This is a genomic window from Collinsella sp. BG-O-102 (assembly GCF_023656745.1).
In the GTDB taxonomy this organism is placed as follows: domain Bacteria; phylum Actinomycetota; class Coriobacteriia; order Coriobacteriales; family Coriobacteriaceae; genus Collinsella.
On sequence record NZ_JAMOKO010000001.1, the window covers coordinates 15,607 to 38,967 of the forward strand.

Annotated in this window: 22 protein-coding genes, 2 tRNA genes and 1 riboswitch; of the genes, 22 read left to right on the top strand and 2 right to left on the bottom strand. The window is 60.1% G+C overall.

The features are described 5' to 3' along the window. The first annotated feature begins 264 nt into the window (after positions 1-264). The 11 genes from groES to NBH09_RS00130 all read left to right on the top strand — a co-directional run bounded on the left by groES (position 265) and on the right by NBH09_RS00130 (position 12,240). A complete protein-coding gene (gene groES / locus NBH09_RS00080; RefSeq protein WP_022094351.1) occupies positions 265-558 on the top strand; it encodes a co-chaperone GroES in 294 nt (97 codons plus the stop codon). A gap of 96 nt (positions 559-654) precedes the next feature. Next, a complete protein-coding gene (gene groL, locus NBH09_RS00085; RefSeq protein WP_006234938.1) occupies positions 655-2,292 on the top strand; it encodes a chaperonin GroEL in 1,638 nt (545 codons plus the stop codon). 369 nt (positions 2,293-2,661) lie between these two features. Continuing rightward, positions 2,662-2,854, top strand: a riboswitch (FMN riboswitch). Between the two features lie 5 nt (positions 2,855-2,859). After that, on the top strand, positions 2,860-3,450 hold the full coding sequence (locus tag NBH09_RS00090; RefSeq protein WP_055252299.1) for an ECF transporter S component: 591 nt from the start codon (positions 2,860-2,862) through the stop codon (positions 3,448-3,450). Next, positions 3,447-5,351: an energy-coupling factor transporter ATPase gene (locus NBH09_RS00095; protein ID WP_250786720.1), complete on the top strand. Its 1,905-nt coding sequence runs from the start codon at positions 3,447-3,449 to the stop codon at positions 5,349-5,351. The genes NBH09_RS00090 and NBH09_RS00095 overlap by 4 nt, the downstream gene beginning before the upstream one ends. Beyond that, positions 5,351-6,151 carry an energy-coupling factor transporter transmembrane component T family protein gene (locus NBH09_RS00100; protein WP_250786721.1) on the top strand — a complete coding sequence of 267 codons (801 nt, stop codon included), beginning with the start codon at positions 5,351-5,353 and terminating at the stop codon, positions 6,149-6,151. Before NBH09_RS00095 ends, NBH09_RS00100 begins: the two co-directional genes overlap by 1 nt. 30 nt (positions 6,152-6,181) lie before the next feature. After that, entirely contained in the window at positions 6,182-6,628 is a 447-nt protein-coding gene (locus NBH09_RS00105) for a pyridoxamine 5'-phosphate oxidase family protein (protein ID WP_250786722.1), read from the top strand. Between the two features lie 54 nt (positions 6,629-6,682). Continuing rightward, on the top strand, positions 6,683-7,093 hold the full coding sequence (locus NBH09_RS00110) for a pyridoxamine 5'-phosphate oxidase family protein (RefSeq protein WP_250786723.1): 411 nt from the start codon (positions 6,683-6,685) through the stop codon (positions 7,091-7,093). A gap of 257 nt (positions 7,094-7,350) precedes the next feature. Continuing rightward, entirely contained in the window at positions 7,351-8,421 is a 1,071-nt protein-coding gene (gene argC, locus NBH09_RS00115) for an N-acetyl-gamma-glutamyl-phosphate reductase (RefSeq protein ID WP_250786724.1), read from the top strand. A gap of 135 nt (positions 8,422-8,556) precedes the next feature. Continuing rightward, positions 8,557-9,825 carry a bifunctional glutamate N-acetyltransferase/amino-acid acetyltransferase ArgJ gene (argJ, locus tag NBH09_RS00120; protein WP_250786725.1) on the top strand — a complete coding sequence of 423 codons (1,269 nt, stop codon included), beginning with the start codon at positions 8,557-8,559 and terminating at the stop codon, positions 9,823-9,825. Between the two features lie 81 nt (positions 9,826-9,906). Further along, on the top strand, positions 9,907-10,887 hold the full coding sequence (gene argB / locus NBH09_RS00125) for an acetylglutamate kinase (RefSeq protein ID WP_250786726.1): 981 nt from the start codon (positions 9,907-9,909) through the stop codon (positions 10,885-10,887). A gap of 69 nt (positions 10,888-10,956) precedes the next feature. Then, positions 10,957-12,240, top strand: coding sequence for an aspartate aminotransferase family protein (locus tag NBH09_RS00130; protein ID WP_250786727.1), 1,284 nt, complete (start codon positions 10,957-10,959; stop codon positions 12,238-12,240). Positions 12,241-13,036: 796 nt separating this feature from the next. Here NBH09_RS00130 and NBH09_RS00135 read toward each other — a convergent pair. Together NBH09_RS00135 and asnB are read right to left on the bottom strand one after the other, a co-directional pair. After that, a tRNA-Val gene (locus NBH09_RS00135) sits at positions 13,037-13,112 on the bottom strand. Between the two features lie 57 nt (positions 13,113-13,169). Further along, a complete protein-coding gene (gene asnB / locus NBH09_RS00140; RefSeq protein WP_250786728.1) occupies positions 13,170-15,038 on the bottom strand; it encodes an asparagine synthase (glutamine-hydrolyzing) in 1,869 nt (622 codons plus the stop codon). Between the two features lie 432 nt (positions 15,039-15,470). On the opposite strand from asnB, the gene NBH09_RS00145 reads away from it, so the two are divergent. The 11 genes from NBH09_RS00145 (at position 15,471) to greA (ending at position 23,320) form a co-directional block, all read left to right on the top strand. Then, positions 15,471-16,955, top strand: a complete 1,485-nt coding sequence (locus NBH09_RS00145; protein ID WP_250786729.1) for a Mur ligase family protein — start codon at positions 15,471-15,473, stop codon at positions 16,953-16,955. Between the two features lie 30 nt (positions 16,956-16,985). Continuing rightward, positions 16,986-17,897, top strand: coding sequence for an HAD family hydrolase (locus NBH09_RS00150; protein WP_250786730.1), 912 nt, complete (start codon positions 16,986-16,988; stop codon positions 17,895-17,897). A gap of 51 nt (positions 17,898-17,948) precedes the next feature. Further along, complete coding sequence (gene murI, locus NBH09_RS00155; RefSeq protein WP_138113159.1) at positions 17,949-18,833, top strand: glutamate racemase; 885 nt, start codon at positions 17,949-17,951, stop codon at positions 18,831-18,833. 53 nt (positions 18,834-18,886) lie between these two features. Next, complete coding sequence (gene rph, locus NBH09_RS00160) at positions 18,887-19,612, top strand: ribonuclease PH (RefSeq protein WP_250786731.1); 726 nt, start codon at positions 18,887-18,889, stop codon at positions 19,610-19,612. A 146-nt stretch (positions 19,613-19,758) separates the two neighbouring features. Beyond that, positions 19,759-20,400: an RdgB/HAM1 family non-canonical purine NTP pyrophosphatase gene (gene rdgB / locus NBH09_RS00165; RefSeq protein WP_118081031.1), complete on the top strand. Its 642-nt coding sequence runs from the start codon at positions 19,759-19,761 to the stop codon at positions 20,398-20,400. Positions 20,401-20,403: 3 nt separating this feature from the next. Continuing rightward, the gene (gene dtd / locus NBH09_RS00170; RefSeq protein WP_250786732.1) at positions 20,404-20,850 is read left to right on the top strand and encodes a D-aminoacyl-tRNA deacylase; all 447 of its coding nucleotides are present in this window, start codon (positions 20,404-20,406) and stop codon (positions 20,848-20,850) included. A gap of 183 nt (positions 20,851-21,033) precedes the next feature. Beyond that, positions 21,034-21,330 carry a Veg family protein gene (locus NBH09_RS00175; protein ID WP_006234957.1) on the top strand — a complete coding sequence of 99 codons (297 nt, stop codon included), beginning with the start codon at positions 21,034-21,036 and terminating at the stop codon, positions 21,328-21,330. Between the two features lie 2 nt (positions 21,331-21,332). Beyond that, positions 21,333-22,229 (top strand): 4-(cytidine 5'-diphospho)-2-C-methyl-D-erythritol kinase, encoded by an 897-nt coding sequence (gene ispE / locus NBH09_RS00180; protein WP_250786733.1) that lies wholly within the window; start codon positions 21,333-21,335, stop codon positions 22,227-22,229. A 49-nt stretch (positions 22,230-22,278) separates the two neighbouring features. Next, positions 22,279-22,355, top strand: a tRNA-Pro gene (locus NBH09_RS00185). A gap of 112 nt (positions 22,356-22,467) precedes the next feature. Beyond that, positions 22,468-22,743 (top strand): twin-arginine translocase TatA/TatE family subunit, encoded by a 276-nt coding sequence (tatA, locus tag NBH09_RS00190; protein ID WP_022094895.1) that lies wholly within the window; start codon positions 22,468-22,470, stop codon positions 22,741-22,743. 106 nt (positions 22,744-22,849) lie between these two features. Continuing rightward, complete coding sequence (gene greA, locus NBH09_RS00195) at positions 22,850-23,320, top strand: transcription elongation factor GreA (protein WP_250786734.1); 471 nt, start codon at positions 22,850-22,852, stop codon at positions 23,318-23,320. Positions 23,321-23,361: the final 41 nt, after the last annotated feature.

Below are 23,361 nucleotides of genomic sequence, written 5' to 3' on the forward strand. Positions count from 1 at the left end.
AGTTCCGCACGCAAAGGAAAGCACTTAATGTGCTTTCCGTCTTGCGCAGGACTGTAGAGCAGCAAACTTCATGCCCTCCGGTCCGCCCCGGGAGCCACTTCTAAGTTATCCCCCGGCATTCAGAAAATCTAAGTGCCAAAAAATAAGATTTTTTGACTCCGTGTTGTATAACCCGCCATTCGTGGGTACCATTCAACGCGTACGCAAACAAAAAGGGTTAATTCGCGTGGCATAACCACGCGGCCCAAAAAGGAGGAGACAAGCATGTCGTCTTTGAAGCCGCTTGCAGATCGTGTTCTGGTCAAGCCCGACGAGGCCGAGCAGAAGACCGCTTCTGGTCTGTACATCGCCAGCAACGCCCAGGAGAAGCCGCAGCGCGGCACCATCGTTGCCGTTGGCGCCGGCAAGGTCAACGACAAGGGTGAGCGCATCCCCATGGACGTCAAGGTCGGTGACGTTGTCATCTACGGTAAGTTCGGTGGCAACGAGGTCAAGGTCGACGGCGAGAAGTATCTGCTGATGCGCGCCGACGACATCTACGCTGTCGTCGAGGCCTAGTCTCGTCAGAATCTCTGATTCGTCTTTGAACGCGCCCGCCGCATAGGACTCGGAAGCGGCGACGCGAGTCACATTTCTTTTGGAGGATTACCTACCATGGCAAAGAACATTACGTTCAACACCGATGCCCGCGCTAAGCTTGCCAAGGGCGTCAACACTCTGGCCGACGCCGTAACCGTCACCATGGGCCCCAAGGGTCGCTACGTTGCGCTGCAGCGTACGTTCGGTGCTCCGACCATCACCAACGACGGCGTTTCCGTCGCCAAGGAGATTGAGCTCGAGGACAACATCGAGAACATGGGCGCCCAGCTGGTGAAGGAGGTCGCCACCAAGACCAACGACACCGTGGGTGACGGCACCACCACCGCAACCCTGCTCGCTCAGGCCATCGTCAACGACGGTCTGCGCAACGTTGCTGCTGGCGCTAACCCGCTGGCCATCCGTCGCGGCATCGACAAGGCCGTCAACGCCGCCGTCGCCGAGATGAAGAAGCAGGCCAAGCCGGTCGAGACCAAGGAGCAGATTGCTTCCGTCGGTACCATCTCTGCCGGTGACCCCGAGGTCGGCGAGAAGATCGCCGAGGCCATGGAGGTCGTGGGCAAGGACGGCGTCATCACCGTCGAGGATTCCCAGACGTTCGACATCACCATCGACACCGTCGAGGGCATGCAGTTCGACAAGGGCTATGTCTCCGCTTACTTCGTCACGGACAACGACCGCATGGAGGCCGTGATGAAGGATCCGTACATCCTCATCACCGACCAGAAGATCTCCAGCGTTCAGGACATCATGCCCGTTCTCGAGGCTGTCCAGCGCGCTGGCCGTGGCCTGCTCATCATCGCTGAGGACATCGACGGCGAGGCTCTGCCTACCCTGGTCCTCAACAAGATCCGTGGCGCTCTCAACGTCTGCGCCGTCAAGGCTCCGGGCTACGGCGATCGCCGCAAGCGCATCCTCGAGGACATCGCCGTCCTCACCGGTGGCCAGGCCGCTCTGGACGAGCTGGGCGTGAAGGTCGCTGACATCACCGCCGATATGCTCGGTACCGCTAAGTCCGTCACCATCTCCAAGGACAACACCGTCGTCGTCGGCGGCGCTGGCTCCAAGGAGGCCATCGACGCTCGCATCGCTCAGATCAAGGGCGAGATGGAGAACACCACCTCTGACTTCGACCGCGAGAAGCTCCAGGAGCGCCTGGCCAAGCTCTCCGGTGGCGTTGCCGTCATCAAGGTCGGCGCTGCTACCGAGTCCGAGCTCAAGGAGATCAAGCACCGCGTCGAGGACGCCCTGCAGGCTACCCGTGCTGCTGTCGAGGAGGGCATTGTCGCCGGTGGCGGCGTCGCCTTCATGGACGCTGCTCCTGCGCTCGATGCTGTCGAGATTGACGACCCCGAGGAGAAGATCGGTGTCGACATCGTCAAGAAGGCTCTGACCGCTCCGGTCGCTACCATCGCCAAGAACGCTGGCTTTGAGGGCGCTGTCGTGGTCGACAAGGTTGCCGAGCTGCCCGCCGGCCAGGGTCTCAACTCTGCCAACGGCGAGTGGGGCGACATGATCGAGATGGGCGTCCTCGACCCCGTCAAGGTCAGCCGCGTCACCCTGCAGAACGCTGCTTCTGTCGCCAGCCTGATCCTCATCACCGAGGCTACCGTCTCCGATGTGCCCAAGAACACTCAGCTTGAGGACGCTATCGCTGCTGCTACCGCTGGTCAGCAGGGCGGCGGTATGTACTAAGGCCGACAAGGTCTAGAACTCCCACCGGGAATCCGGGGGCGTGACGGGGGTTTCTCTCCGGAACGTCCTCGGACATGCAAAGAGGCTCCGCATCGCGCTTCGCGCTGCGGAGCCTCTTTGCGTCCTGCGGAATGTTCCGGAGAGAAACCCCCGTCACGCCCCCGGATTCCCTGCGTTTACGGCCTTGAGGTCGGCGTGGGCGGAGATCGTGGCTGATAGGGATACGTATCCCGGTTGCTGTTTCGCGCTTTGCGCGAAAGGCGCATCACTTTGGGATGGGTGGGGAACGTGGTTGTTGCGGCAACTGATCCCCACCATAAATTACCCTTGGCATACTTGCGCAAAAGCCTGCTGGTGCTACACTTGCAATTGCTGTTTCAGGGCGGGGTGAAATTCCCCACTGGCGGTAAATCGGGCGGTGCCAAAGGGGTGCCGTGGCGCAGACGAGATGCCTGCGGCCGAGCCGATGAGTCCGCGACCCGTGCGTGTGTTGGTTCGCATGCAGGCTGAACTGGTGAAATCCCAGTACCAACGGTTAGAGTCCGGATGAAAGAGGCAGGTGATCTTATGTCTGAACAGTCGCAGCATATCCATTTTGAGAACACGAATAGGTGGAGCACCAAACAGCTCGTTACCATGGCGTTGATGTGCGCCTTGGGCGCCCTGTTTATGTATGTGCAGCTGCCTATCCTTCCTTCGGCGCCGTTTTTGACGTATGACCCGTCGCTGGTGCCGGCGATGGTGTGTGGATTTGCGTATGGCCCTGGTGCCGGCACCGCTGTTGCCGCTATGGCGATTGTTATCCATGCGCTTACCACGGGCGACTGGGTCGGTGCGCTTATGAACCTGGTTGCCACGCTGGGCTACATTCTGCCCGCGGCTATCGTCTATCAGAAGATGCATACCTATAAGGGTGCCGTGATTGGTCTGGTGCTCGGCGTTATTGCCGCTACGGCGTTGTCTATGGTCGCAAACCTTACCATTGGCGTATGGTTCTGGTATGGCTCGGTCGATGTGATCGCCCCGCTTATGATTCCTGCCGTGCTGCCGTTCAACCTTATCAAGACCGTGCTTAACTCGGTATTGACGCTTGCGGTGTATAAGGCGGTCTCCAACCTCATCACGCCTAAAAAGGACCAGGTCAAAGGCCGCGCATGATTGAGTGTCGGGGCGTTTCCTTTAGCTATGACGGTGCCGCACCGGCACTCGACGGCGTCGATCTAAACATCGAGGACGGCGAGTTTTTCTGCATCCTCGGTGGCAATGGGTCGGGCAAGTCGACGTTTGCCAAGCATCTGAATGCACTGTTGCAGCCCGATGCGGGCACGGTACGCGTCAACGGCATGGATGCGTCCGACCCCGAGCTGGTCTACGACATTCGTTCGACCGCGGGCATGGTATTCCAGAATCCCGATGACCAGCTGGTGGCAACGCTTGTCGAAGATGACGTTGCGTTTGGTCCCGAAAACCTTGGCGTGCCGTCGGCGCAAATTGCGCAGCGCGTACGCGAGGCGCTGAAGGGTGTGGGCCTGGTGGGCTTTGAGCGTCACGAGACCCATGCGCTTTCGGGCGGCCAAAAGCAGCGCGTGGCGCTTGCCGGCGTGCTCGCCATGGAGCCGCGCGTGCTCATATTGGACGAGGCTTCCTCGATGCTCGATCCGCGTGGACGCAAGGGCCTCATGAAGGCTTGCCACGCGTTGCACGATCGCGGTATGACCATCGTGATGATTACGCACTTTATGGAAGAGGCCGCCGAGGCCGATCGTGTCGCGGTGTTTCGGGCGGGGCGCGTTGCCATGCTCGGTAAGCCCGAGGAAATCTTGACGCGGGCGGACGAACTTGCGCAGCTCAACCTGGATATGCCGGCGTCGTGCTGCCTAGGTAGGGCACTTCGTGAGAAGGGCGTTTCCGTTTGCGCGCAGGTGCGCGAGGCAGATATGGTCGCCGAGATTGCGCGGGTTTACGCCGAGCGGGGCGGGGCGGACGTCGCAGTGCAGCCTTCCGCATCCGATTCTCGTATGCTCGACAATGCATCCTTCGCGACTAACGAGGCGGCCGCATCGGAGCCCGTTATCGAGATTTCGCATCTCTCACATAGTTACTCGCTGAGCGCCCGCGAGCGCCGTCGATGGCGCAAGCGGGCGACCACTGCGGACGCATCGAGCAAACAGGCTCTTTGGGGCAACGATCCAAACAGTCCCTGGGCACTGCGCGATGTTTCGCTGACGGTGCGTCGTGGCGAGTTTCTGGGCCTGGCGGGTCATACCGGCTCGGGTAAATCAACGCTGGTTCAGCATCTCAACGGGTTGATTCGTCCGCAGGAGGGAAACGTTTGCGCGCTGGGGCTCGACCTATCAAGCAAGAAAGACGCCGCCGCGGTTAAGGCTAAGGTCGGCGTGGTGTTTCAGTATCCCGAGCGCCAGCTATTTGCCGAGACCGTGTCGCAGGACGTGGCGTTTGGCCCGCGCAACCTTGGTCTGCCGCAAGACGAGGTTGCGCGTCGTGTCGCATCATCGCTTGCGCGCGCGGGTCTCGATCTCGCCGCGATAGGCGACAAGAGCCCCTTTGAGCTTTCGGGCGGCCAGCAGCGCCGCGTGGCGTTTGCCGGCGTGCTCGCCATGGAACCCGAGGTCCTGGTACTCGACGAGCCCATGGCGGGGCTCGATCCGGCTGCGCGCAGGGATTTCCTGGGGCTCATCGATCGGCTCCATCGCGAGGGCCTGACTGTTGTCATGGTTTCACACAGCATGGATGACTTGGCTAATTGTTGCGACCGTATGGTTGTGATGAACGAGGGCGCGGTGTTTGCCGAGGGAACGCCTGCACAGGTTTTTGCGCACGCGGACGAGCTCAAGTCGATCGGTCTAGGTGTTCCTGCCGCTCAGCGTATGGCGTTGGCACTTGCTGGGACTGGCGTGCCGCTGCGCTGCGACAAACTCTATACGGTTGAGTCGCTGGCCGATGAGCTGGCCGGCGTGCTGATGGGCCGTGCGGGCAAGCCCGCGGACGCCCTCTGCCAGGTCGATTCCAAGATGCCCGCGCGAGAGGAGGGCTGCTAATGGAGGCGTTTTCGTTTGGTAGCTACTATCCTGGAGATAGCGCGGTCCATCGACTGGACCCGCGCACCAAGTTGCTCCTAGGTTTCGCATTTCTGATCACCGTGCTCACCGTTGGCAGCTTCCGCGGGCTGGTGCCGGTCGCAATGTTTGTCGTGCTGGTCTATGTTGTGACCCGGGTGCCGTTGCGTCGGGTCCTATCATCGATGGCGCCACTGCTGGCGATTGTCGTGGTAGTCGCGGTGCTCAACCTGTTTTCCGACCAGAGTGGCCGCATCCTGTGGCAGCTTGGCTTTTTGCAGGTGAGCGAGGGCTCGCTGCGTTCTGCTGCGTTTGTGGCGTGCCGCCTGACGTTGATGATGGCCGGCATGAGCGCCATTACACTCACCACGCCGACGCTCGACCTCACCGCGGGCTTTGAACGTCTGCTCGCACCATTTGCGCGCGTGGGGCTTCCGGCGCACGAACTCGGCATGATTATGGGTATCGCGCTGCGGTTTATGCCGCAATTTGCCACCGAGATGAAACAGACGGCCGATGCACAGGCAAGTCGCGGCGCGCGCGTGACGGGCGGTCCGCTCGGCGGCGTGCGCATGCTCGGCAGTGTGGCGATTCCGCTGTTCACCGGCGTGTTCCGTCATGCCGAGACGCTTTCGGCCGCCATGGATGCGCGCTGCTATCACGGCGAACAGGGACGCACGCGTCTGCATGCGCTTACGTTTGGCCGGGGGGATGTACTGGCCGCGGTGGCGATGGCGCTGCTGGTGACATGCGTTGTCGTTATCAATCTTCAACTTGTCTAAGCTCGATTCGAGCGCAAGAAAGGGGTCTCTATGACCGACATCGATCGCACGGCTCAGCTCGAGCGCGCCTGCTCGTATCTCAGGCGCATTCCGGCGTGGTATCTTGCCACGACCGATGCGAGCGACGGGTATCAGCCCCGCGTGAGGCCGTTTTCGTTTGCCATGGTCGATGACGGCAAGCTGTGGTTTTGCACGTCGCGCGACAAGGACGTGTGGGCGGAGTTGAGCGCGAATCCCAAGTTTGAGGTATCGGGCTGGAAGCCGGGGGAGTGCTGGATCGTGTTAACTGGCGAGGCCGCGCTCGAGGACGATGCATTCGTGAGCGACAAGGTGCGCCAAGCGGGCTTTAAGCACATGGTGGGCATTGGCGAGCAACACGATAGTGCCAACGACGGCCGCCTTGCATTCTTCTCGGTCCGCAACATCGCTGCGCGGTTCTGCGATATCGACGGCAGCGAAGAGCTCCTCGAGCTCTAATTTCCCAAATTGACTACCCATTCCAAAAAGACTGGTCAGGTGACAGGAGGAAACGTGGACGGATTGAATACGGTGCTGGAGTATCTGACGTCGGTGCCGGCGTGGTATCTGGCGACGAGTGTGGACGGGCAGCCGCATGTGCGTCCGTTCTCGTTTGCACAGATTCAGGACGGCAAGCTGTGGTTTGTGACGGCGCGCACCAAAGACGTGTGGCAGGAGCTTCTGCAAAACCAGCGCTTTGAGGCCACGAGTTGGTGGCCGGGCCATGGTTGGTTGATCCTGCGCGGACGTGCGGGGCTGGACGACCGGGCTTCGAGCGAAATGCGCGAGGCCGGATGGAAGCATCTTGAGCGCTTGAGCGAGCACTATGAGGGACCTAACGACCCCACGCTCGTCTTCTTTAGCGTCGAGGATCCTGAGGCTTTTATCTGCAATCACGACAAATGGGTGCCGGTCGAGCTCTAGCCAGCTGGCTCTTCCTAACAACTTAATTTTCGCATGGGCGGGCCCCGTATTGCCCGGCGCCGTTATGGGTGCCGGGCAATACGGGGCCCGCTCCATTTGTCAATTCCTTCAAGCGAATGTGTCGGGAATGTTTCAATGCATGAACACGCAAGCCATTTACGTATTCATGCATCTTTTGGTGCTAAAGTTTCAACCCACTTCATAACGACCGCTGCGAAATGCGCATCGGTGCATAAATCGCAGACAAGGAGTCTGATATGTCTTTGAAGGTTGGAATCGTCGGCGCGGCTGGATATGCCGGAGCCGAGCTCATTCGCCTCGTGTTCGGCCATCCCGAGTTTGAACTTGTGGCCATTACGTCCAACGCCGATGCCGGCCAGCCGCTGTCCGCGGTGTATCCGAGCTTTGCTGGCGTGAGCGACCTGGTTTTCACCACGCATGACGCCCCCGAGCTCAAGAGCTGCGATGCGGTTTTTCTTGCCGTGCCGCACACGGCTGCCATGGCACAGGTGCCTGCACTGCTTGCCGCAGGCGTTTCCTGCTTTGATCTTTCGGCCGATTACCGTCTGAGCGACGCGTCCGTCTTTGAGGCATGGTATGCCGCCGAGCACACGAGCCCTGAGTTGCTCAAGACCCGCGCTTTTGGCCTGCCTGAGCTGTTCTGCCAGGACTTAGGGACCGCTGCTTCCAGCCATGCCGCTGGCAGGCCCGTGTTGGTCGCCTGCGCCGGCTGCTATCCCACCGCAACGAGCCTTGCAGCCGCTCCTGCCGTGCGTGCGGGCTGGGTGGCCGAGAACGGCCCCGTAATCGTCGATGCCATTAGTGGCGTGACGGGTGCCGGTAAGTCCTGCAACGCCCGCACCCATTTTTGTAGCGCGGACGAGAACCTGGAGGCCTATGGCGTGGGCAAGCATCGCCATACGCCCGAGATTGAGCAGATCCTGGGCCTGACCGATCGCGTCGTCTTTACTCCGCACTTGGCACCGCTCAAGCGCGGTCTGCTTTCCACGGTGACGATGCCGCTCGCGCCGCAGACTCTCGACACGTTGGCCCTTGAGGACGTCGTCGACCATTACAAGAAGTTCTACGCCGGTCGCACCTTTGTGCGCGTGCTCGATGCCGGCCAGCAGCCCAAGACGGCTTCGGTCGTCGGCACCAACGCTGCCCAGATCGGTCTTGCGCTCAACAAGCGCGCGGGCGTGCTGGTGGCGACGGGTGCTATCGACAATCTGTGCAAGGGTGCAGCAGGCCAGGCGGTCCAGTGCGCCAACATCGTTTTTGGCTTTGACGAGCGACGAGGCTTGCCCACAGTGGCGTGCCCGGTGTAGCACATTCGATTGTTAACGATTTGGTAGTCGAGTATCGAGTTGGGCGCCACTTTTAAGCTGGTCTACTAATTGCGACCGGTATGGCGTGCCAGCCGATGCCCGTTTTTTTGTCTGATATAAGGAGTCGTAGGGACGATGAATACCGACCTGATTGATATTAAGATTCGCGCCGTCGAGGGTGGCGTTACGGCAGCTGCCGGCTTTAAGGCCGCAGGCATCCATGCGGGATTCCGGAAGAATCCCGAGCGCTTGGACTATGCGCTCGTCGTGCCCGATAGGCCCTGTCCCGGCGCCGGCGTGTTTACGACCAACCGCTTTTGCGCGGCGCCCGTGCAGGTGAGCCGTGCCAACCTGGGCGGTGCGGACAGGGGCTATGGCATTATCGCCGGTGTTTCAATCAACTCCGGCAACGCGAACGCCGCCACGGGCGAGACCGGCCTTGCCTGCGCGCGCGAGACCTGCAACATCGCCTCGCAGGTTATCGGCTGTGAGCCCCAGCAGATCCTAGTTGCATCCACGGGTGTGATTGGACAGATTCTGCCGATCGACACGTTTGAGACGGCTGTTCCGTCCGCCTACGAGGCGCTCTCTGCCCATGGCGGTGCCAATGCGGCCCGTGCCATCATGACGACCGATACGCACTCCAAGGAGTATGCCGTTCGCTATCGCAGTGAGGCTGTGGGCCATGCGGGCAACGCTTATACGGTGGGCGGCATGTGCAAGGGCTCGGGCATGATCATGCCCAATATGGCCACCATGATCGCGGTCATTACGACCGATGCCCCCGTCGAGCCGGCGGCGCTCCACACCCTACTGCTCTCGACCGTTAAGCAGACCTTTAATAAGGTGACAGTCGATTCCGATACCTCGACCAACGACACCTGCATCATGCTTGCTTCTGGCGCTGCTGCCGCTGATACCGAGGCTATCGTCGAGGGCACTGACGCCTTTGACGAGTTGGCCTTTGCCGTGCACGAGGTGTGCGAGAGCCTGGCGCGCAACATCGCGGCCGATGGCGAGGGTGCGTCAAAGCTCGTGACGGTTAACGTCACCGGCGCCGCCAACGACGAGGAAGCCGATATCGCCGCCCGTGCCGTCGCCAACTCGCCGCTCGTCAAGACCTGCATCGCCGGCCACGACTGCAACTGGGGCCGCGTTGCCATGGCGCTCGGCAAGTGCGGCGTGAAGTTTAATCAGGAAGACGTTTCCATCGACATGATGGGCATGCCTGTCTGCCGCGACGGTCTGACTGTTCCCTTTGACGAGGACGAGGCTCTGCGACGTTTTGAGGCGTCCGAGATCGTGATCTCGGCCGACCTGGGTGCAGGCGACGCGGCAACGACCGTGTGGACCTGCGACCTCACGCACGAGTACATCTCCATCAACGGCGACTACCGTTCCTAGATTCCAGGCACGCTGCGCATCTTGCCGCGATTGCGGACAGCGAAGCACAGCGTGATAACGATACGAAAGACGAGGCAGATTATGAAATTCGCACGCGACTGTCGTTCGAGCGAATCCAACGAAGCAACCGCGCAGCTGCTGTTCGAAGCACTGCCGTGGATTAAAAACCTGACCGGCAAGACGGTCGTTATCAAGTATGGCGGAGCCGCCATGGTCGATGAGGAACTGCGCCGCGACGTGATGAGTGACATCGTTTTGCTCAAGATCATCGGCATGCGCCCCGTCATCGTGCATGGCGGCGGCAAGGCCATCAACGAGGCGCTGAGCCATTACGATATTCCCGTCGAATTTAAGAACGGGCAGCGTGTGACTACGCCGGCGACCATGGATATCGTGCGCGAGGTGCTGGGCGGTAAGGTTAACCAGGAGTTGGTCGCCGCCATCAACCACCACGGTAATTTGGCCGTAGGCGTGTCGGGCAGTGATGCCGGCACGCTCATCGCCGAGCCGCTCGACCCCGAACTCGGTCGCGTGGGCAAAGTGACGCACGTCAACACCGACTATATCGAGCGCTTGCTCGATAGCGAGTACATTCCCGTAATCGCTACCGTCGCGGCGGGGGAGGACGGCGGCTTCTTCAACATCAATGCCGATACCGCCGCCGGCGCCGTTGCGGCGGCGCTTCACGCGCATAAGGCGATTTTTTTGACCGATGTCGACGGCCTGTACAAGGATTTTAGCGACAAGGACTCGCTTATCTCCAACCTGACGCTCGACGAGGTCAACGAGATGCTCTACGGCGGAGAAGTCGACAAGGGCATGATTCCCAAGCTGCGCGCCGCCGTCGATGCGCTTGCTGCTGGCGTGTTCCGAGCCCACATCATCAACGGCACGACGCCGCACTCGCTGCTGCTGGAGCTGCTGACCGATGCTGGCGTTGGTACCGTGATCCACTCCACCGAGACGGCCTACGAGTTCGATACGCATCCGCATCCGCTTTCGACGTTTGCGGCGCGTCTGACCGAGAACCTCGACGAGGTCGAGAAGCTCCAGACGGTCTAGCCGACCCGCGGTCGTCGCGTCCCTGCACCCATAGCCCTGCGCCGTACGGCGCCCAACGAAAGGCATCTCATGTCACTTGCAACTCAGCAATCGCTCGAATCCCATTACGTCATGCACACCTTTGGCCGCTCGCCGGTCGAGTTTGTCGAAGGCCACGGCATGAAGCTCACCGGCGACGATGGTCGCGAATACCTCGATTTTCTTGCCGGCATCGGCGTGTGCAGCCTGGGCCACGGCAATCCGGCAGTGCTGTCGGCGCTCGAGGCTCAGACCAAGAAGCTCCTGCATGTCTCCAACTATTTCTACATCGAGCAGCGTGGCCAGGTCGCGGCGCTGCTGTCCAAACTCGCTAACGATGATGCGGATGGTGCATGCGTGCTTGCCGACGCGATTGCCGCCGGCGACGAGACCACGGCCGCTGCGCTCGGTGCCCCGGCTGCGGACGAGCAGGTGTGGGAGACGTTCTTTGCCAATTCTGGTGCCGAAGCCAACGAGGGCTCGATGAAGCTCGCGCGTCTGTACGCCAAGCGTGCTGGCAACGGTGGCAACATCATCGTGTGCATGCGTGGCGGCTTCCACGGCCGTACGCTCGAGACCATTGCCGCCACCATGCAGGATTGGCTACAGGACAGTTTCCGTCCGCTGCCGGGTGGCTTTGTGGCCTGTACACCCAACGATGTCGACGAACTGCGTTCGATCTTTAAGCAGCTGGGAAGCGAGGTCTGCGCCGTCATGCTCGAGCCGATTCAGGGCGAGAGCGGCGTGCACCCCATGACCGAGGAGTTTATGGCGGCGGCGCACGACTTGGCACACGAGGTGGGCGCCGTTCTTATCGCCGACGAGGTCCAGTGTGGCATCTTCCGCTCCGGCAAGCCGTTTGCATTCCAGACCTATGGCGTGGAGCCCGACATTATGAGCCTTGCCAAGGGCATCGCCGACGGCGTGCCCATGGGTGCCGTGGTGGCAAAGAAGGAGATCGCCGACGTGTTTAAGCCGGGTGACCACGGCTCGACCTTTGGCGGTAGCTGCTTGGCTGTCGCGGCGTGCGCCGCGACGCTCTCTGCGCTCGTGCGCGGCGATTTTGCCGAGCATGCTGCCAAGGTGGGTGCTTATATGGAGCAGGCGCTGGCTAAGCTTCCGCATGTGGTAGAGGTGCGTGGTCGCGGCCTGATGCTCGGCTGCGATCTGGACGATGCCGTGGGTGATGCACACGACGTTGTAGCCCGTGCATTGGGGGCTGGTGCCGTGATCAACGCTACAGGCGCACATACGCTGCGCTTCCTTCCGCCGCTCGTGTGCGAAGAGGCCGACGTGGACAGCCTAATCGAGATCCTGTCGGACGTTTTGGCCTAGCGAGAGTAAAACATAGCCAGTTTGAACGGGTTCCAGATTGTCGGTGCGTCATTTGATGCATCTTTGGACGGTCTGGAACCCTTTTTGCCGTAAATCTACAATGGTCAGGAGAGCCTCTGGACAAAAAATGCCAAATATGAGTACTGTCACCAGTTGAATCTCATATGAAACCGACTATTTAGGATTAGTTAGACCACACATGTTCAATTATGTTAGTGGAAAACTAGTAGCAAAGGCTTCAAATCGCTGATTCAAGGCTAGATTTACCCAGTCATATCCAAATACCGCTGCTACAAAATTAGTAACAGTACTCATTTTTGCCATTTTTTGGCCACGGCCTTTGTGACAGACGTGTTGACGGGTTCGAATCCCTCTGCGATGGGCCCAAAAACGAAAGGCCCCCATAGCTGGGAGCCTATCAAATCAGTGGTGGGCGATGAGGGATGTCCGCGTGCGGCTTCGCCGCCCGCCCTCGCTTTGGGCCTACGGCCCTCGCGTGCTGCGCTGGAAAACGCTTCGCGTTTCCTCAGCTCCGCACCCTTGCGGGTTCGAATTCCATGTACCGGGCACAAAAAAAGAAAGGCCTCCATCACTGGAGGCCTAACAATTCAGTGGTGGGCGATGAGGGATGTCCGCGTGCGGCTTCGCCGCCCGCTCTCGCTTCGTCGCTTCGCTCCTCGCGTGCTGCGCTGGAAAACGCTTCGCGTTTTCTCAGCTCCGCACCCTGTCGGGTTCGAATCCCATGTACCGGGCACAAAAAAGAAAGGCCTCCATCACTGGAGGCCTAACAATTCAGTGGTGGGCGATGAGGGATTCGAACCCCCAGCCTTGTGCGTGTAAAGCACCTGCGCTAACCGTTGCGCCAATCGCCCGCAGGGATTGAGTATAGCGGAAACCCTGCGTGGTTCACCGCTAATTCATAACGAAAACTAAGCGGCGACTTCAGCGCCCTTGTCCTCGTCGATAAAGAAGCGCTTGTACCAAATGAGGAATGTCAGCGTGGTATAGATCTTGCGCTGGTTGAGCGCGCGACCCTCAAAGTGATCGTCAAGCAGTTTCATGAGCGCATCGGTGTCAAAGAAATCGGCAGCCCACGGTGCGGTGAAGTATTCCTTTACGTAGTCATAGTACTTTTGCTGGCGCAGCCAGAACTTGACCGGTACGGGGAAGCCCACCTTCTTGCGCGTTGCCCACTCGTCGGGCAGCGTGCGGTTGGCAGCGTGACGCAGAACGAGCTTGCAGCCTTCTTCGTTAACACGGTAGTTGGCGGGAATGTGCTCGGCAAACTCCATGACCTTCTTGTCCAGGAACGGGACGCGAAGCTCCAGAGAATGCGCCATGCACATCTTGTCGGCCTTGAGCAGAATGTCGCCCGGTAGCCACATGTTCATATCCAGATACTGTTTCTTGGAAAGCTCGCAGCAGTTGGGAACCTGCTTGTAGTACTCGGCGCACATCTCGGCGGCGTTCTTGCCGGTGTCATAAGCGGGCTTGAGCACCTCGTCGACCTCGGAGGGATCGAACACCTTTGCCTGACCCACATACCAGCGCTCGGGAACCTCGGCGCATTTCGTCAGGAAGTTGTGACCCTTAAAGTAGGGGAGATGCTGAACGAGTGAGCCCAGGGCGCGACGTACACCGAGCGGCACGCGCTTCTTAAAGGTGCGCATCTCGGGGGTGTCCTCGTACCACTCATAGCCGGCAAACAGCTCGTCGGCACCCTCGCCCGAAAGGACGACGGTGACCTCCTTGGAAGCCATCTGCGCCAGATAGTACAGCGGCACGCTGGACAGGTTCGATTGCGGCTCGTCCATGTGGTACTGGATATCGGGCAGTGCATCAAAGAACTCGTCGGCGGTAATCATCTTGCGCACGTTCTTGATGCCCAGCTTGTCGGAAAGCTCGGCGGCGTAGTTGGTCTCGTTGAAGTTCTTGTAATCGAAGCCGACAGAATACGTGGTGTCGGGCATGAGACAGGCAGCGATGTAGCTGGAATCGACACCGCCAGAAAGGAACGAGCCCACCTTAACATCGGCGATTCGGTGCGCAGCGACGCTTTCGTGCACGACCTTGTCGCACTCGTCCACGTACTCCTCGAAGGTCTTGGAGTTGTCGTCGGTGAAGTCACAGCTCCAGTAACGCTTGATGTCCATGGTGTTGGTCGTCAGGTCATACGTAAAGCAATGCGCCGGGGCAAGCTTGAACACGCCCTTAAAGAAGGTCTCCTCCGTGGCGGGGAATTGCAGCGTCAGGTAGGGGCGCAGCGCGTCGTGGTTGACAGCCTTCTCAAACTTGGGATGGTCCAGGAAGCTCTTGATCTCGGAGCCAAACAGCAGCGAGCCATCGGATGCCTGGTAGTAATAGAACGGCTTGATACCAAAGATGTCACGAGCACCAAAGAGTTTGTTCTTGTTCTGGTCGTGAATCACGAACGCGTACATGCCGCGCAGACGGTTGACCAGGTCCTCGCCCCACTCCTCGTAACCGTGTACCAGGACTTCGGTATCAGCGTTGCAGTGGAAGGCGTAGCCGGCCGCCTCCAGCTCGGCGCGAAGCTCCTGGAAGTTGTAGATCTCTCCGTTGAAGACAATCGTGACCTTGCCGTCGTCGCTCGACATGGGCTGGGCTCCAGCTTCGGAAAGATCGAGAATCGAAAGACGACGGAAGCCAAGGGCAACGTTGTCGACGATATGCTGGCCGCCCATATCGGGACCACGGTGGATGATGCGATTCATCATGGCCGTGAGAACCAGCTCACTCTGTTCATCTGTACCGGTAAAACCGACAAAACCGCACATGCAAGATCCTTTCTGCTGACGGCTCAGGTGTACTGCCGCAAGGATTGTGGCAGCTGATGTCAAATAATCTTTACTATCATGCCAATCTTTTGTTTCGTGATAGGGCATAAGCGCCGAGCGAACCGAAAAAACCACGTCCCGATCTTCAGACGAAGCGGCGGGCCGTGGTTGCGAACGCTATGTTAAAGAACAGCACCCAGATTTCCTTGTTTTTACACGGGGTGAACACCGTTGCCATTTATTAGACCACGGCACAGTCCATGCAATTTTTTAGAAGGCTGTGATGCGCGTAAGGTCAGGTGGCATATTAGGATGGTTGATAATACAGAATGTTTCATCGTTTCTGCCGCGGGACGTCTTCTGCCCTTTAAGGCTGAATTTAGCGAGAGAGGTCTTTGTATGTCGAGTCCGACACAAGAGAAGCTAACTCTGATGCGCTATATAGAGTTGCTCGAGGAAGATGACCTTGTTGTTTCCAGACCGAGCGCTTCGTGCGACCAGCGCATTGAGTTTGCGACTGATGACTCGCGCCAGGTGCGTCCGGGCACGTTGTTTGTCTGCAAGGGCCGTGCGTTTAAGCGCGAGTACCTGCTTTCGGCAATCGCCGATGGCACCGTGGCCTACGTTTCCGAGGTCGATTACGATGTTGATCTTCCCGCGGTGATTGTGAGCGATATTCGTCGCACGCTCGCCGTGGTGGCAGATGCCTTTTATGGGCACCCGTCGGGTAAGGTGAAGGTCTGCGCCTTTACAGGCACCAAGGGCAAGTCGACCTGCAGCTTTTATCTGCGCGGCATCCTCGCCAACGAGGCCAAGCTTACGGGCTGTCATCGACCCGCTCTTAATACGGGCATTGAGTTCGACGACGGCATCGAGACGGGCCCTTCCAAGCTGACGACCCCCGAATCCTTCCTGCTGCAGTCTCGCATCGCGCATGCTGCGGAGGCGGGTGCTCCGTGGCTGGTTATGGAGGCATCGAGTCAGGGCCTCAAATACGAGCGTACGGGCAAGATTGACTTTGAAGTCGGCGCCTTTACCAATATCGGCGAGGATCACATTTCGCCGATTGAGCATCCGACGCTCGAGGATTACTTTGCCAGCAAGCTCAAAATCTTCTTGCAGAGCCGTTTTGCCGTGGTCAATCTCGATATGGATAAGGTCGATCGCGTGCTCGAGGCGGCATCTCGTTGCGAACGTACGGTGACGTTCTCCCTGACCGACGAGCGTGCCGACGTGCTTGCGCTGGCGATTCGCAATGGCGACTGCGGCGTGGTGGCAACGGTGCGCACGCCCCGTTTTACGCGTGACATTGTGATTCCCACGCCGGTTAAGTTCAATGTGTCCAACGCGCTTGCCGCTATTGCCTGCGCCGAGGCCCTGGGCATTTCCGAAGAGGGTATCGTCCATGGCTTTGAGGGCGTCTTCGTTCCCGGTCGTATGGAGCTCTATCCGTCCGTATCGGGCAAAATCCTGGGCATCGTCGATTTTGCACATAACGGCATGAGCCTCGAGACACTCCTGCGCGACTTGCGCGAGAACTATCCCGAGCGCGAGCTGGCGGTTGTATTTGGCGCTACGGGCGGTAAGGGTGTCGATCGACGCACCACGATGGGCATCGCCGCTGGCAAGTATGCCGACCGAATCGTGATTACCGAGGATGACCCCGGCCCCGAGGATGTCGAGGACATCTGCGCCGAGATCGCGCGCAACGTTCAAGCGCAGGGAAATGATAACTGGCAAATCGTGACTGATCGCGTTGCCGCTATCAAGACTGCCGTGCGCGAAACTGTCCGTCCTGCCGTGGTCATCGTGACCGGTAAGGGCGAGGAAGAGTGTATGCTGCGCAAGAACGGACCCGAGCCTTGTGAGCGCGACGGTTCGATTCTCAAGCGCACCCTTGCGGCGTACGACGCCTAGACCAGCCCCTTCTATGTAAACGGAGTGACCATGTCCCACAACATCCTGCCGACCGTTGCCGAGCTTTCGGGCGAGATGCGCGAGCGCCTTGCCAAGGTCAAGTATGTCTTTACCGATCTGGACGCCACGATGCTCGCCCCCGGCTCGTGCGTGCTGCGCGATAACGACGGCAATCCCTCGACCAAGCTCGTCGAGGCGGTTGTCGCGCTCGCCCGTGCCGGCATCCAGGTGGTTCCCACCTCGGGTCGCAATCGCACCATGATCCATGAGGACGCCCGCGTGCTCGGCCTCAACTCCTACATCGGCGAGATGGGCGGCCTGGTCATGTACGACCTCAAGGCCAACGACTGGGAGTACCTGACGGGCGACATGCCCTACGACCCCGCCTGCGGTCTCACGCCGCACCAGGTGATCGAGCAGACCGGCGTGTGCGAGAAGATCCTTGCCCGCTGGCCGCACAAGATCGAATACCACAACGACATGTCGACCGGCTACAAGTACCGTGAGGTCACCGTCGGCATGCGCGGCGATGTGCCCGACGATGAGGTCCAGGCCATCCTGGACGAGGCCGGCTGCGGTCTGGTCTGGGCTTGCAACGGCCATCTGACTCACCTGTCCAAGCCGACGACGCTCGAGCTTAATCGCGTCGAGGACGGCCGCGCCTTCAACATCAATCCGGCGGGTCTCAACAAAGGCGTTGCCATTGCGCGCTTCTGCGAGCACCTGGGGATCGAGCGCGAGGAGACGCTTGCGCTCGGCGACTCCGAGTCCGACTTCTACATGGCCGACCATGTTGGCATGTTCTGCCTGGTCGAGAACGGTCTGACGAGCGCCGGTGCCCCGGAGTTCTTGGACGCCTGCGACAATGCCTATGTAACGCGCGGCAAGATTGTCGACGGTTGGGCGGCAACGGCCGAGCTGTTGGTCGCGGCCCGTTCGTAGCGCGACGCATCACGCATGGTCGCATTTTTCGAGAGAGAATCTGGTGAGGTAATGTCCGATATCGATAATCTGGCCGGGGACACGCGTCCGATCGGCGTGTTCGACTCGGGCCTGGGCGGCTTAACGGTCGCGCGCGCGATCGCAACGGCGCTTCCGCACGAGTCCGTCTACTATTTCGGTGACACAAAGCGCTGCCCTTATGGCACCCGCACCGAGGACGAGGTTCGCTCGTTTGCGCTGCAGGCGGGCCGCTGGCTATCGAGGCACGACGTTAAGATCATGGTCATCGCCTGTAACACGGCGACCGCCGCGGCCTTGCGTCTGGCTCAGCAAGTGCTCGACGTTCCCGTGATCGGCGTGATCGCCCCGGGCGCACGCGCCGCCATCAACAGCACGCGTACGCGTCGCGTGGGCGTGCTCGCCACCAACCTCACCATTCGCTCGGGCGCCTACACGCGCGCCATCCAGGATTTGGATGCTGGTGTCGATGTGTATGGCTGCCCGGCTTCGAGCTTTGTCGAGGTCGTCGAGCACGAGCTCGCCTCGGGCGCGCATCTGCAGGAGCAGTGGCTCGAGAACGAGGATATTTTTGATACGCCAGCCGTTCGCGCGCTGGTCGGCACCACGGTCGAGCCGCTGCACGATCGTGGCATCGATACCGTGGTACTCGGCTGCACGCATTTCCCGCTGCTGGTGGGTCCCATCCGCCATGCGCTAGGACCCGGGGTGCGCGTGGTGAGCTCCGCCGAGGAGACCACCCGCGAGCTGACCGATATCCTCACGCGCCGTGAGCAGCTGGCGGGCGATGCCGCCGAGCCACAGCATCGCTTTGCCACCACGTCTGACAACATTGCCGAGTTTGCGGTGGCGGGTAGCTTTATCTTTGGCCAGCCGCTTAAAAGCATCGAGCATGTCGATATCGACGAACTCGGTTAGGCTCGCAATGTCGCCGGAGGCTTCGCCACATCTTTTGCCGAAAGGATAGTTCCATGGAATACATGCAGGTTAACCGCGCCAACGGCCGCGCCGCCAACGAGCTGCGCCCCGTTAAGCTCACCCGCGGCGTCATGAAGCACGCCCACGGCTCGTGCCTGACTGAGTTCGGCGACACGCGCGTACTGTGCGCCGCCACCATCGAGGAGGGTGTGCCTGGTTGGCGCAAGGGCGCCAAGGCCGGCTGGGTAACGGCGGAATATGCGATGCTACCGGCCTCGACCGGTAAACGCTGCAAGCGCGAGCATGCCAACCGCAAGGGCCGCTCCATGGAGATCGAGCGGCTTATCGGCCGCAGCCTGCGTACCGTCGTCAATATGAAGGCGCTCGGCGAGTACACCGTTACCGTCGACTGCGATGTGATCCAGGCCGATGGCGGCACGCGTACGGCGAGCATTACCGGCGCCTGGGTGGCGCTGCACGACGCCCTTGCCATGTGGGTCGAGGCGGGCAAACTCGAGCGCATCCCGCTCACGGGCCAGGTTGCCGCCATTTCCATGGGCGTCGTCGACGGCAACACCCTGCTCGACTTGGATTATTCCGAGGACAGCCACGCCGAGGTCGACATGAACCTCGTCGCCACCGACACCGGTGAGATGATCGAACTCCAGGGTACCGGCGAGCAGGCGCCCTTCGACCGCAAGCGTCTTAACGCCCTGCTCGACCTGGGCGATAAGGGTATCGCCGAGCTCATCGAGCTTCAGCGCCAAGCCCTCGCCTAACCTGCCAAAAAGGGACAGGTTTATTTTGGCAGGTTTTATCTGGGAAAACGTCGAAGTATAAGACTGCCGTTGATTGAGACGGGAGAGAGGCCGAAGTCCTCGTCGTCCTCAACTCGGCATTGCTATAGAGACAAAGGAGACCAGCTATGGCACTTGAGAAGATTGACATCGACACCCTCGACCCGGCGGCGACCATCGTCGTGGCAACCGGCAACGCCCATAAGCTCACCGAGATCGAGGCCATTTTGGGCAAGGTCATGCCCGAGGTGCGCTTTGTGGCGCTCGGCCAGCTGGGCGATTTTGAGGACCCCGAGGAAAACGGCACGACGTTTTTGGAGAACGCCATCATCAAGGCGCAGGCTGCGGTCGAGGAGACGGGCCTTATGGCCATCGCCGACGACTCCGGCTTGGTCGTCGATGCGTTGGACGGTGAGCCGGGCGTGTATAGCGCGCGCTATGCGGGCGTGCATGGCGACGATGCCGCCAACAACGCCAAGCTTCTCGTTAACCTGGAAGGCGTGGCAGACGAGGACCGTACCGCGCGCTTTATGAGCGTCGTCGCGCTTATCGATACGGACGGCCTGGTCACCTATGGCGAGGGCGCCTGCGAAGGCGTTATCGCGCACGAGGGCCGCGGCGAACACGGTTTTGGCTACGACCCGCTGTTCCTGCCGGTCGATACGCCGGGCAAGACCATGGCCGAGCTCACGGCGGACGAGAAGAACGCCATCAGCCATCGTTTCCATGCGCTCGAGCATCTGTCCGCCAAGCTGACGGGCGAGGAGTAGACCGTGCGTGCGGTGGTGCAGCGCGTGCTCAACGCCAGCGTGACAGTCGGCGACGAGTGCGTGGGCCGTATTGGACGCGGCTACCTGGTGCTGCTGGGCGTGGGCCACGGCGACACACGCGCCGAAGCCGACAAGCTGTGGGGCAAGCTCCGCGGGCTGCGTATCAACGAGGACGAGAACGGCAAGACCAACTTGGCGCTGGCGGATGTCGACGGCGAGGTGCTCGTGGTGTCGCAGTTCACGCTGTTTGCCGACTGCCGCCACGGCCGCCGTCCGTCGTTTACGGACGCCGGCGCCCCCGATGTCGCCAACGAGCTCTACGAGTACTTCCTGACGCTTGTGCGCGAGGACGTCGAGCACGTAGCGCATGGCATTTTCGGCGCCGATATGAAAGTCGATCTTGTCAACGACGGTCCATTCACCATCGTCCTGGACACCGACAACCTTTAGGTTACGCGGTTTTACCAAACCGCGTAACAACTGGTCATGCGAGATTGTCGTCTGGTACGTATTTGGGACGGGGCTTATTTAGCTACTTGCGTATGGCGGCAGCAGGGTGCTATAGTATTAGAGTTTTGTCTATCTTAGGGGTATTATCCCCTTTTTGAATTGCACCTTCTGGAGGCCCTGTTCATGGAAGAGATGGAAGTCAATCACGTCGACGACATCCACGAGAAGCTGACCGATATGGTGGGCGATCGCGTCAAGGTTAAGGCCAACATGGGCCGCACCCGCGTCGTCGAGCGCATGGGCACCATCAAGAGCGTCCACCCCGCCGTCTTTATCGTCGAGGTTGACGAGCGCCGCGGCCGCAAGTCGCGTCAGTCCTACCAGTATATCGATGTCCTCACCGGTCAGGTCGAGCTGTTCGACCCTGAGAGCGGCGAGCATATCTTTACCCCGCTCGGCAATCAGCTCGAGGAGCATTAACGGTGACCGATCGGTCCCTGACTCTTTCCGCGCCGGCAAAGATTAACCTCTACCTGGGGGTTCATACCGAGCGCGATGACCGCGGCTACCACAGGGTCGATTCCCTGATGGCGGCCGTCGGTCTTTCCGATACCGTGACGGTCACGCCGGCGCAGGCGCTGACCGTCCAGACGGTTCCAGCATCAGATTTTCCCATGCAAAAGAATACGGCGTATCGGGCTGCGGTTGCTATGGCCGAGCATTATGGTCGCGAGGCAAACATCCGCGTGACGATTGAGAAGCGCATTCCATTGTGCGCCGGCTTGGGCGGCCCCTCGACGGATGCGGCCGCGGTCATTGTCGCCTTGGCGGAGCTCTGGGGCATTGATCGCACCGACCCAGCGCTCGACGACATTGCGCGGGGCATTGGTGCTGACGTCCCGTTCTTTTTGCACGCGAGTCCTGCGTTCTACGTAGGTGGGGGAGACGTGCTGGCAACTGAGTACCCCGCGCTGCCCGTGACGCCCGTCGTGCTGGTTAAGCCGCGCGAGGCGAGCGTTTCGACAATTGAGGCCTATCGACGTTTTGACGAGGCCCCGGTGCCTGCGGACAAGCCCGGCGCGATAGCTTCTGCCTTGCGTGCTGGTGATGCCGAGACGGCATATGCGCTCATCCATAACAACTTGGGTGTCATTTCCGCACAGATGGAGCCGCAGATTCAAACGGTTCTCGATTGGCTGCGTAAACAGGACGGAACCGTTGCTGTAGATGTGTGCGGATCGGGTGCCTGCTCGTTTGCCATTTGCGACACCGCCGCCACGGCCGAAAGGCTTGCCGACGCTGCCCAGCAAAACGGCTGGTGGGCCTGCACGACGGAGCTCATTCCCAACACGGTTCGCGTCGAAGTGCCAAAGAAATAAAAATTTCTCTAGCATGCGGCGAAAATCTTTGTTACTATAGTCGAGCTAACGGGTTGTGGCTCAGTTTGGTAGAGCACTGCGTTCGGGACGCAGGGGTCGCTGGTTCAAATCCAGTCAACCCGACCAGAGCATGAGGAGGGACCGCTTCTTGCGGTCCCTTTTTTTAGCTATTGTTGTGATACCGCGATACCCGCGGTATACTCATTCGAGCTTGTCTCGCTGTATTGTGGAGGTCTACATGTTTGGACTGAGGGCTCCTGAGCTCATCATTATTCTCGTCGTTGTCCTGATTATCTTCGGGCCCAAGAACCTGCCGAAGCTCGGCAAGTCCCTCGGCTCTACCGTCAAGAATATCCGCGAGGGTATGGAGGGCGACGATAAGGCCGAGACCAAGCAGGCCGAGGAGGTCGTGGTCGAGCAGTCCGAGGAGGACAAGGAGATCGCTGAGCTCGAGGCCAAGCTCGCTGCTGCCAAGAAGAAGCAGGCAGAGGACAGCGACGCGGACGCAGAGTAGTCCCATCCCTTTGGGGTGAGCACCTGACCGGCTTGCCCGCAGGCTAGCCGGTCTTTTTCGTTTTGTTGACAGTTGATTGTTTGATCAGAGTTGGGGAGATATCCGTATGGACGCAAGCCAGATCGTACTGACCGCTGAGGGCCGCCAGAAGCTCGTCGAGGAGCTCGCTTGGCGTGAGGGCGATTACGCCAAGGAGATCGTCGAGGACATCAAGGAAGCCCGCGCGTTCGGCGACCTTTCGGAGAACTCCGAGTACGACGCCGCTAAGGACAAGCAGGCCCAGAACGCCGCTCGTATTGCCGAGATCCAGGCCGTCCTCGCCAACGCTCAGGTTGCTGCCACCACGGGCGACCTGACCGTCTCCATCGGTTCCACCGTTTCGCTGATTGATCCCAACGGCGAGGTCATGGAAGTCACGCTCGTCGGTACCACCGAGACCAACTCGCTCGAGCACAAGATTTCCAACGAGTCTCCGGTCGGTCACGCCATCATTGGTCACGGCGAGGGCGACTCCGTCGAGGTCGTTACGCCTTCCGGCAAGACTCGCGTCTACACCATCGCCAAGATCGCACGCTAGACCACGGTCCCGCGTAAAGGTATGTTTTCGCTCCCTGGGAC

Coding starts and splice junctions, on each gene's coding strand:
- groES (WP_022094351.1), top strand. CDS start 265: ATGTCGTCTTTGAAGCCGCTTGCAGATCGTGTTCTGGTCAAGCCCGAC.
- groL (WP_006234938.1), top strand. CDS start 655: ATGGCAAAGAACATTACGTTCAACACCGATGCCCGCGCTAAGCTTGCC.
- NBH09_RS00090 (WP_055252299.1), top strand. CDS start 2,860: ATGTCTGAACAGTCGCAGCATATCCATTTTGAGAACACGAATAGGTGG.
- NBH09_RS00095 (WP_250786720.1), top strand. CDS start 3,447: ATGATTGAGTGTCGGGGCGTTTCCTTTAGCTATGACGGTGCCGCACCG.
- NBH09_RS00100 (WP_250786721.1), top strand. CDS start 5,351: ATGGAGGCGTTTTCGTTTGGTAGCTACTATCCTGGAGATAGCGCGGTC.
- NBH09_RS00105 (WP_250786722.1), top strand. CDS start 6,182: ATGACCGACATCGATCGCACGGCTCAGCTCGAGCGCGCCTGCTCGTAT.
- argC (WP_250786724.1), top strand. CDS start 7,351: ATGTCTTTGAAGGTTGGAATCGTCGGCGCGGCTGGATATGCCGGAGCC.
- argJ (WP_250786725.1), top strand. CDS start 8,557: ATGAATACCGACCTGATTGATATTAAGATTCGCGCCGTCGAGGGTGGC.
- argB (WP_250786726.1), top strand. CDS start 9,907: ATGAAATTCGCACGCGACTGTCGTTCGAGCGAATCCAACGAAGCAACC.
- NBH09_RS00130 (WP_250786727.1), top strand. CDS start 10,957: ATGTCACTTGCAACTCAGCAATCGCTCGAATCCCATTACGTCATGCAC.
- asnB (WP_250786728.1), bottom strand. CDS start 15,038: ATGTGCGGTTTTGTCGGTTTTACCGGTACAGATGAACAGAGTGAGCTG.
- NBH09_RS00145 (WP_250786729.1), top strand. CDS start 15,471: ATGCGCTATATAGAGTTGCTCGAGGAAGATGACCTTGTTGTTTCCAGA.
- NBH09_RS00150 (WP_250786730.1), top strand. CDS start 16,986: ATGTCCCACAACATCCTGCCGACCGTTGCCGAGCTTTCGGGCGAGATG.
- murI (WP_138113159.1), top strand. CDS start 17,949: ATGTCCGATATCGATAATCTGGCCGGGGACACGCGTCCGATCGGCGTG.
- rph (WP_250786731.1), top strand. CDS start 18,887: ATGGAATACATGCAGGTTAACCGCGCCAACGGCCGCGCCGCCAACGAG.
- rdgB (WP_118081031.1), top strand. CDS start 19,759: ATGGCACTTGAGAAGATTGACATCGACACCCTCGACCCGGCGGCGACC.
- NBH09_RS00175 (WP_006234957.1), top strand. CDS start 21,034: ATGGAAGAGATGGAAGTCAATCACGTCGACGACATCCACGAGAAGCTG.
- tatA (WP_022094895.1), top strand. CDS start 22,468: ATGTTTGGACTGAGGGCTCCTGAGCTCATCATTATTCTCGTCGTTGTC.
- greA (WP_250786734.1), top strand. CDS start 22,850: ATGGACGCAAGCCAGATCGTACTGACCGCTGAGGGCCGCCAGAAGCTC.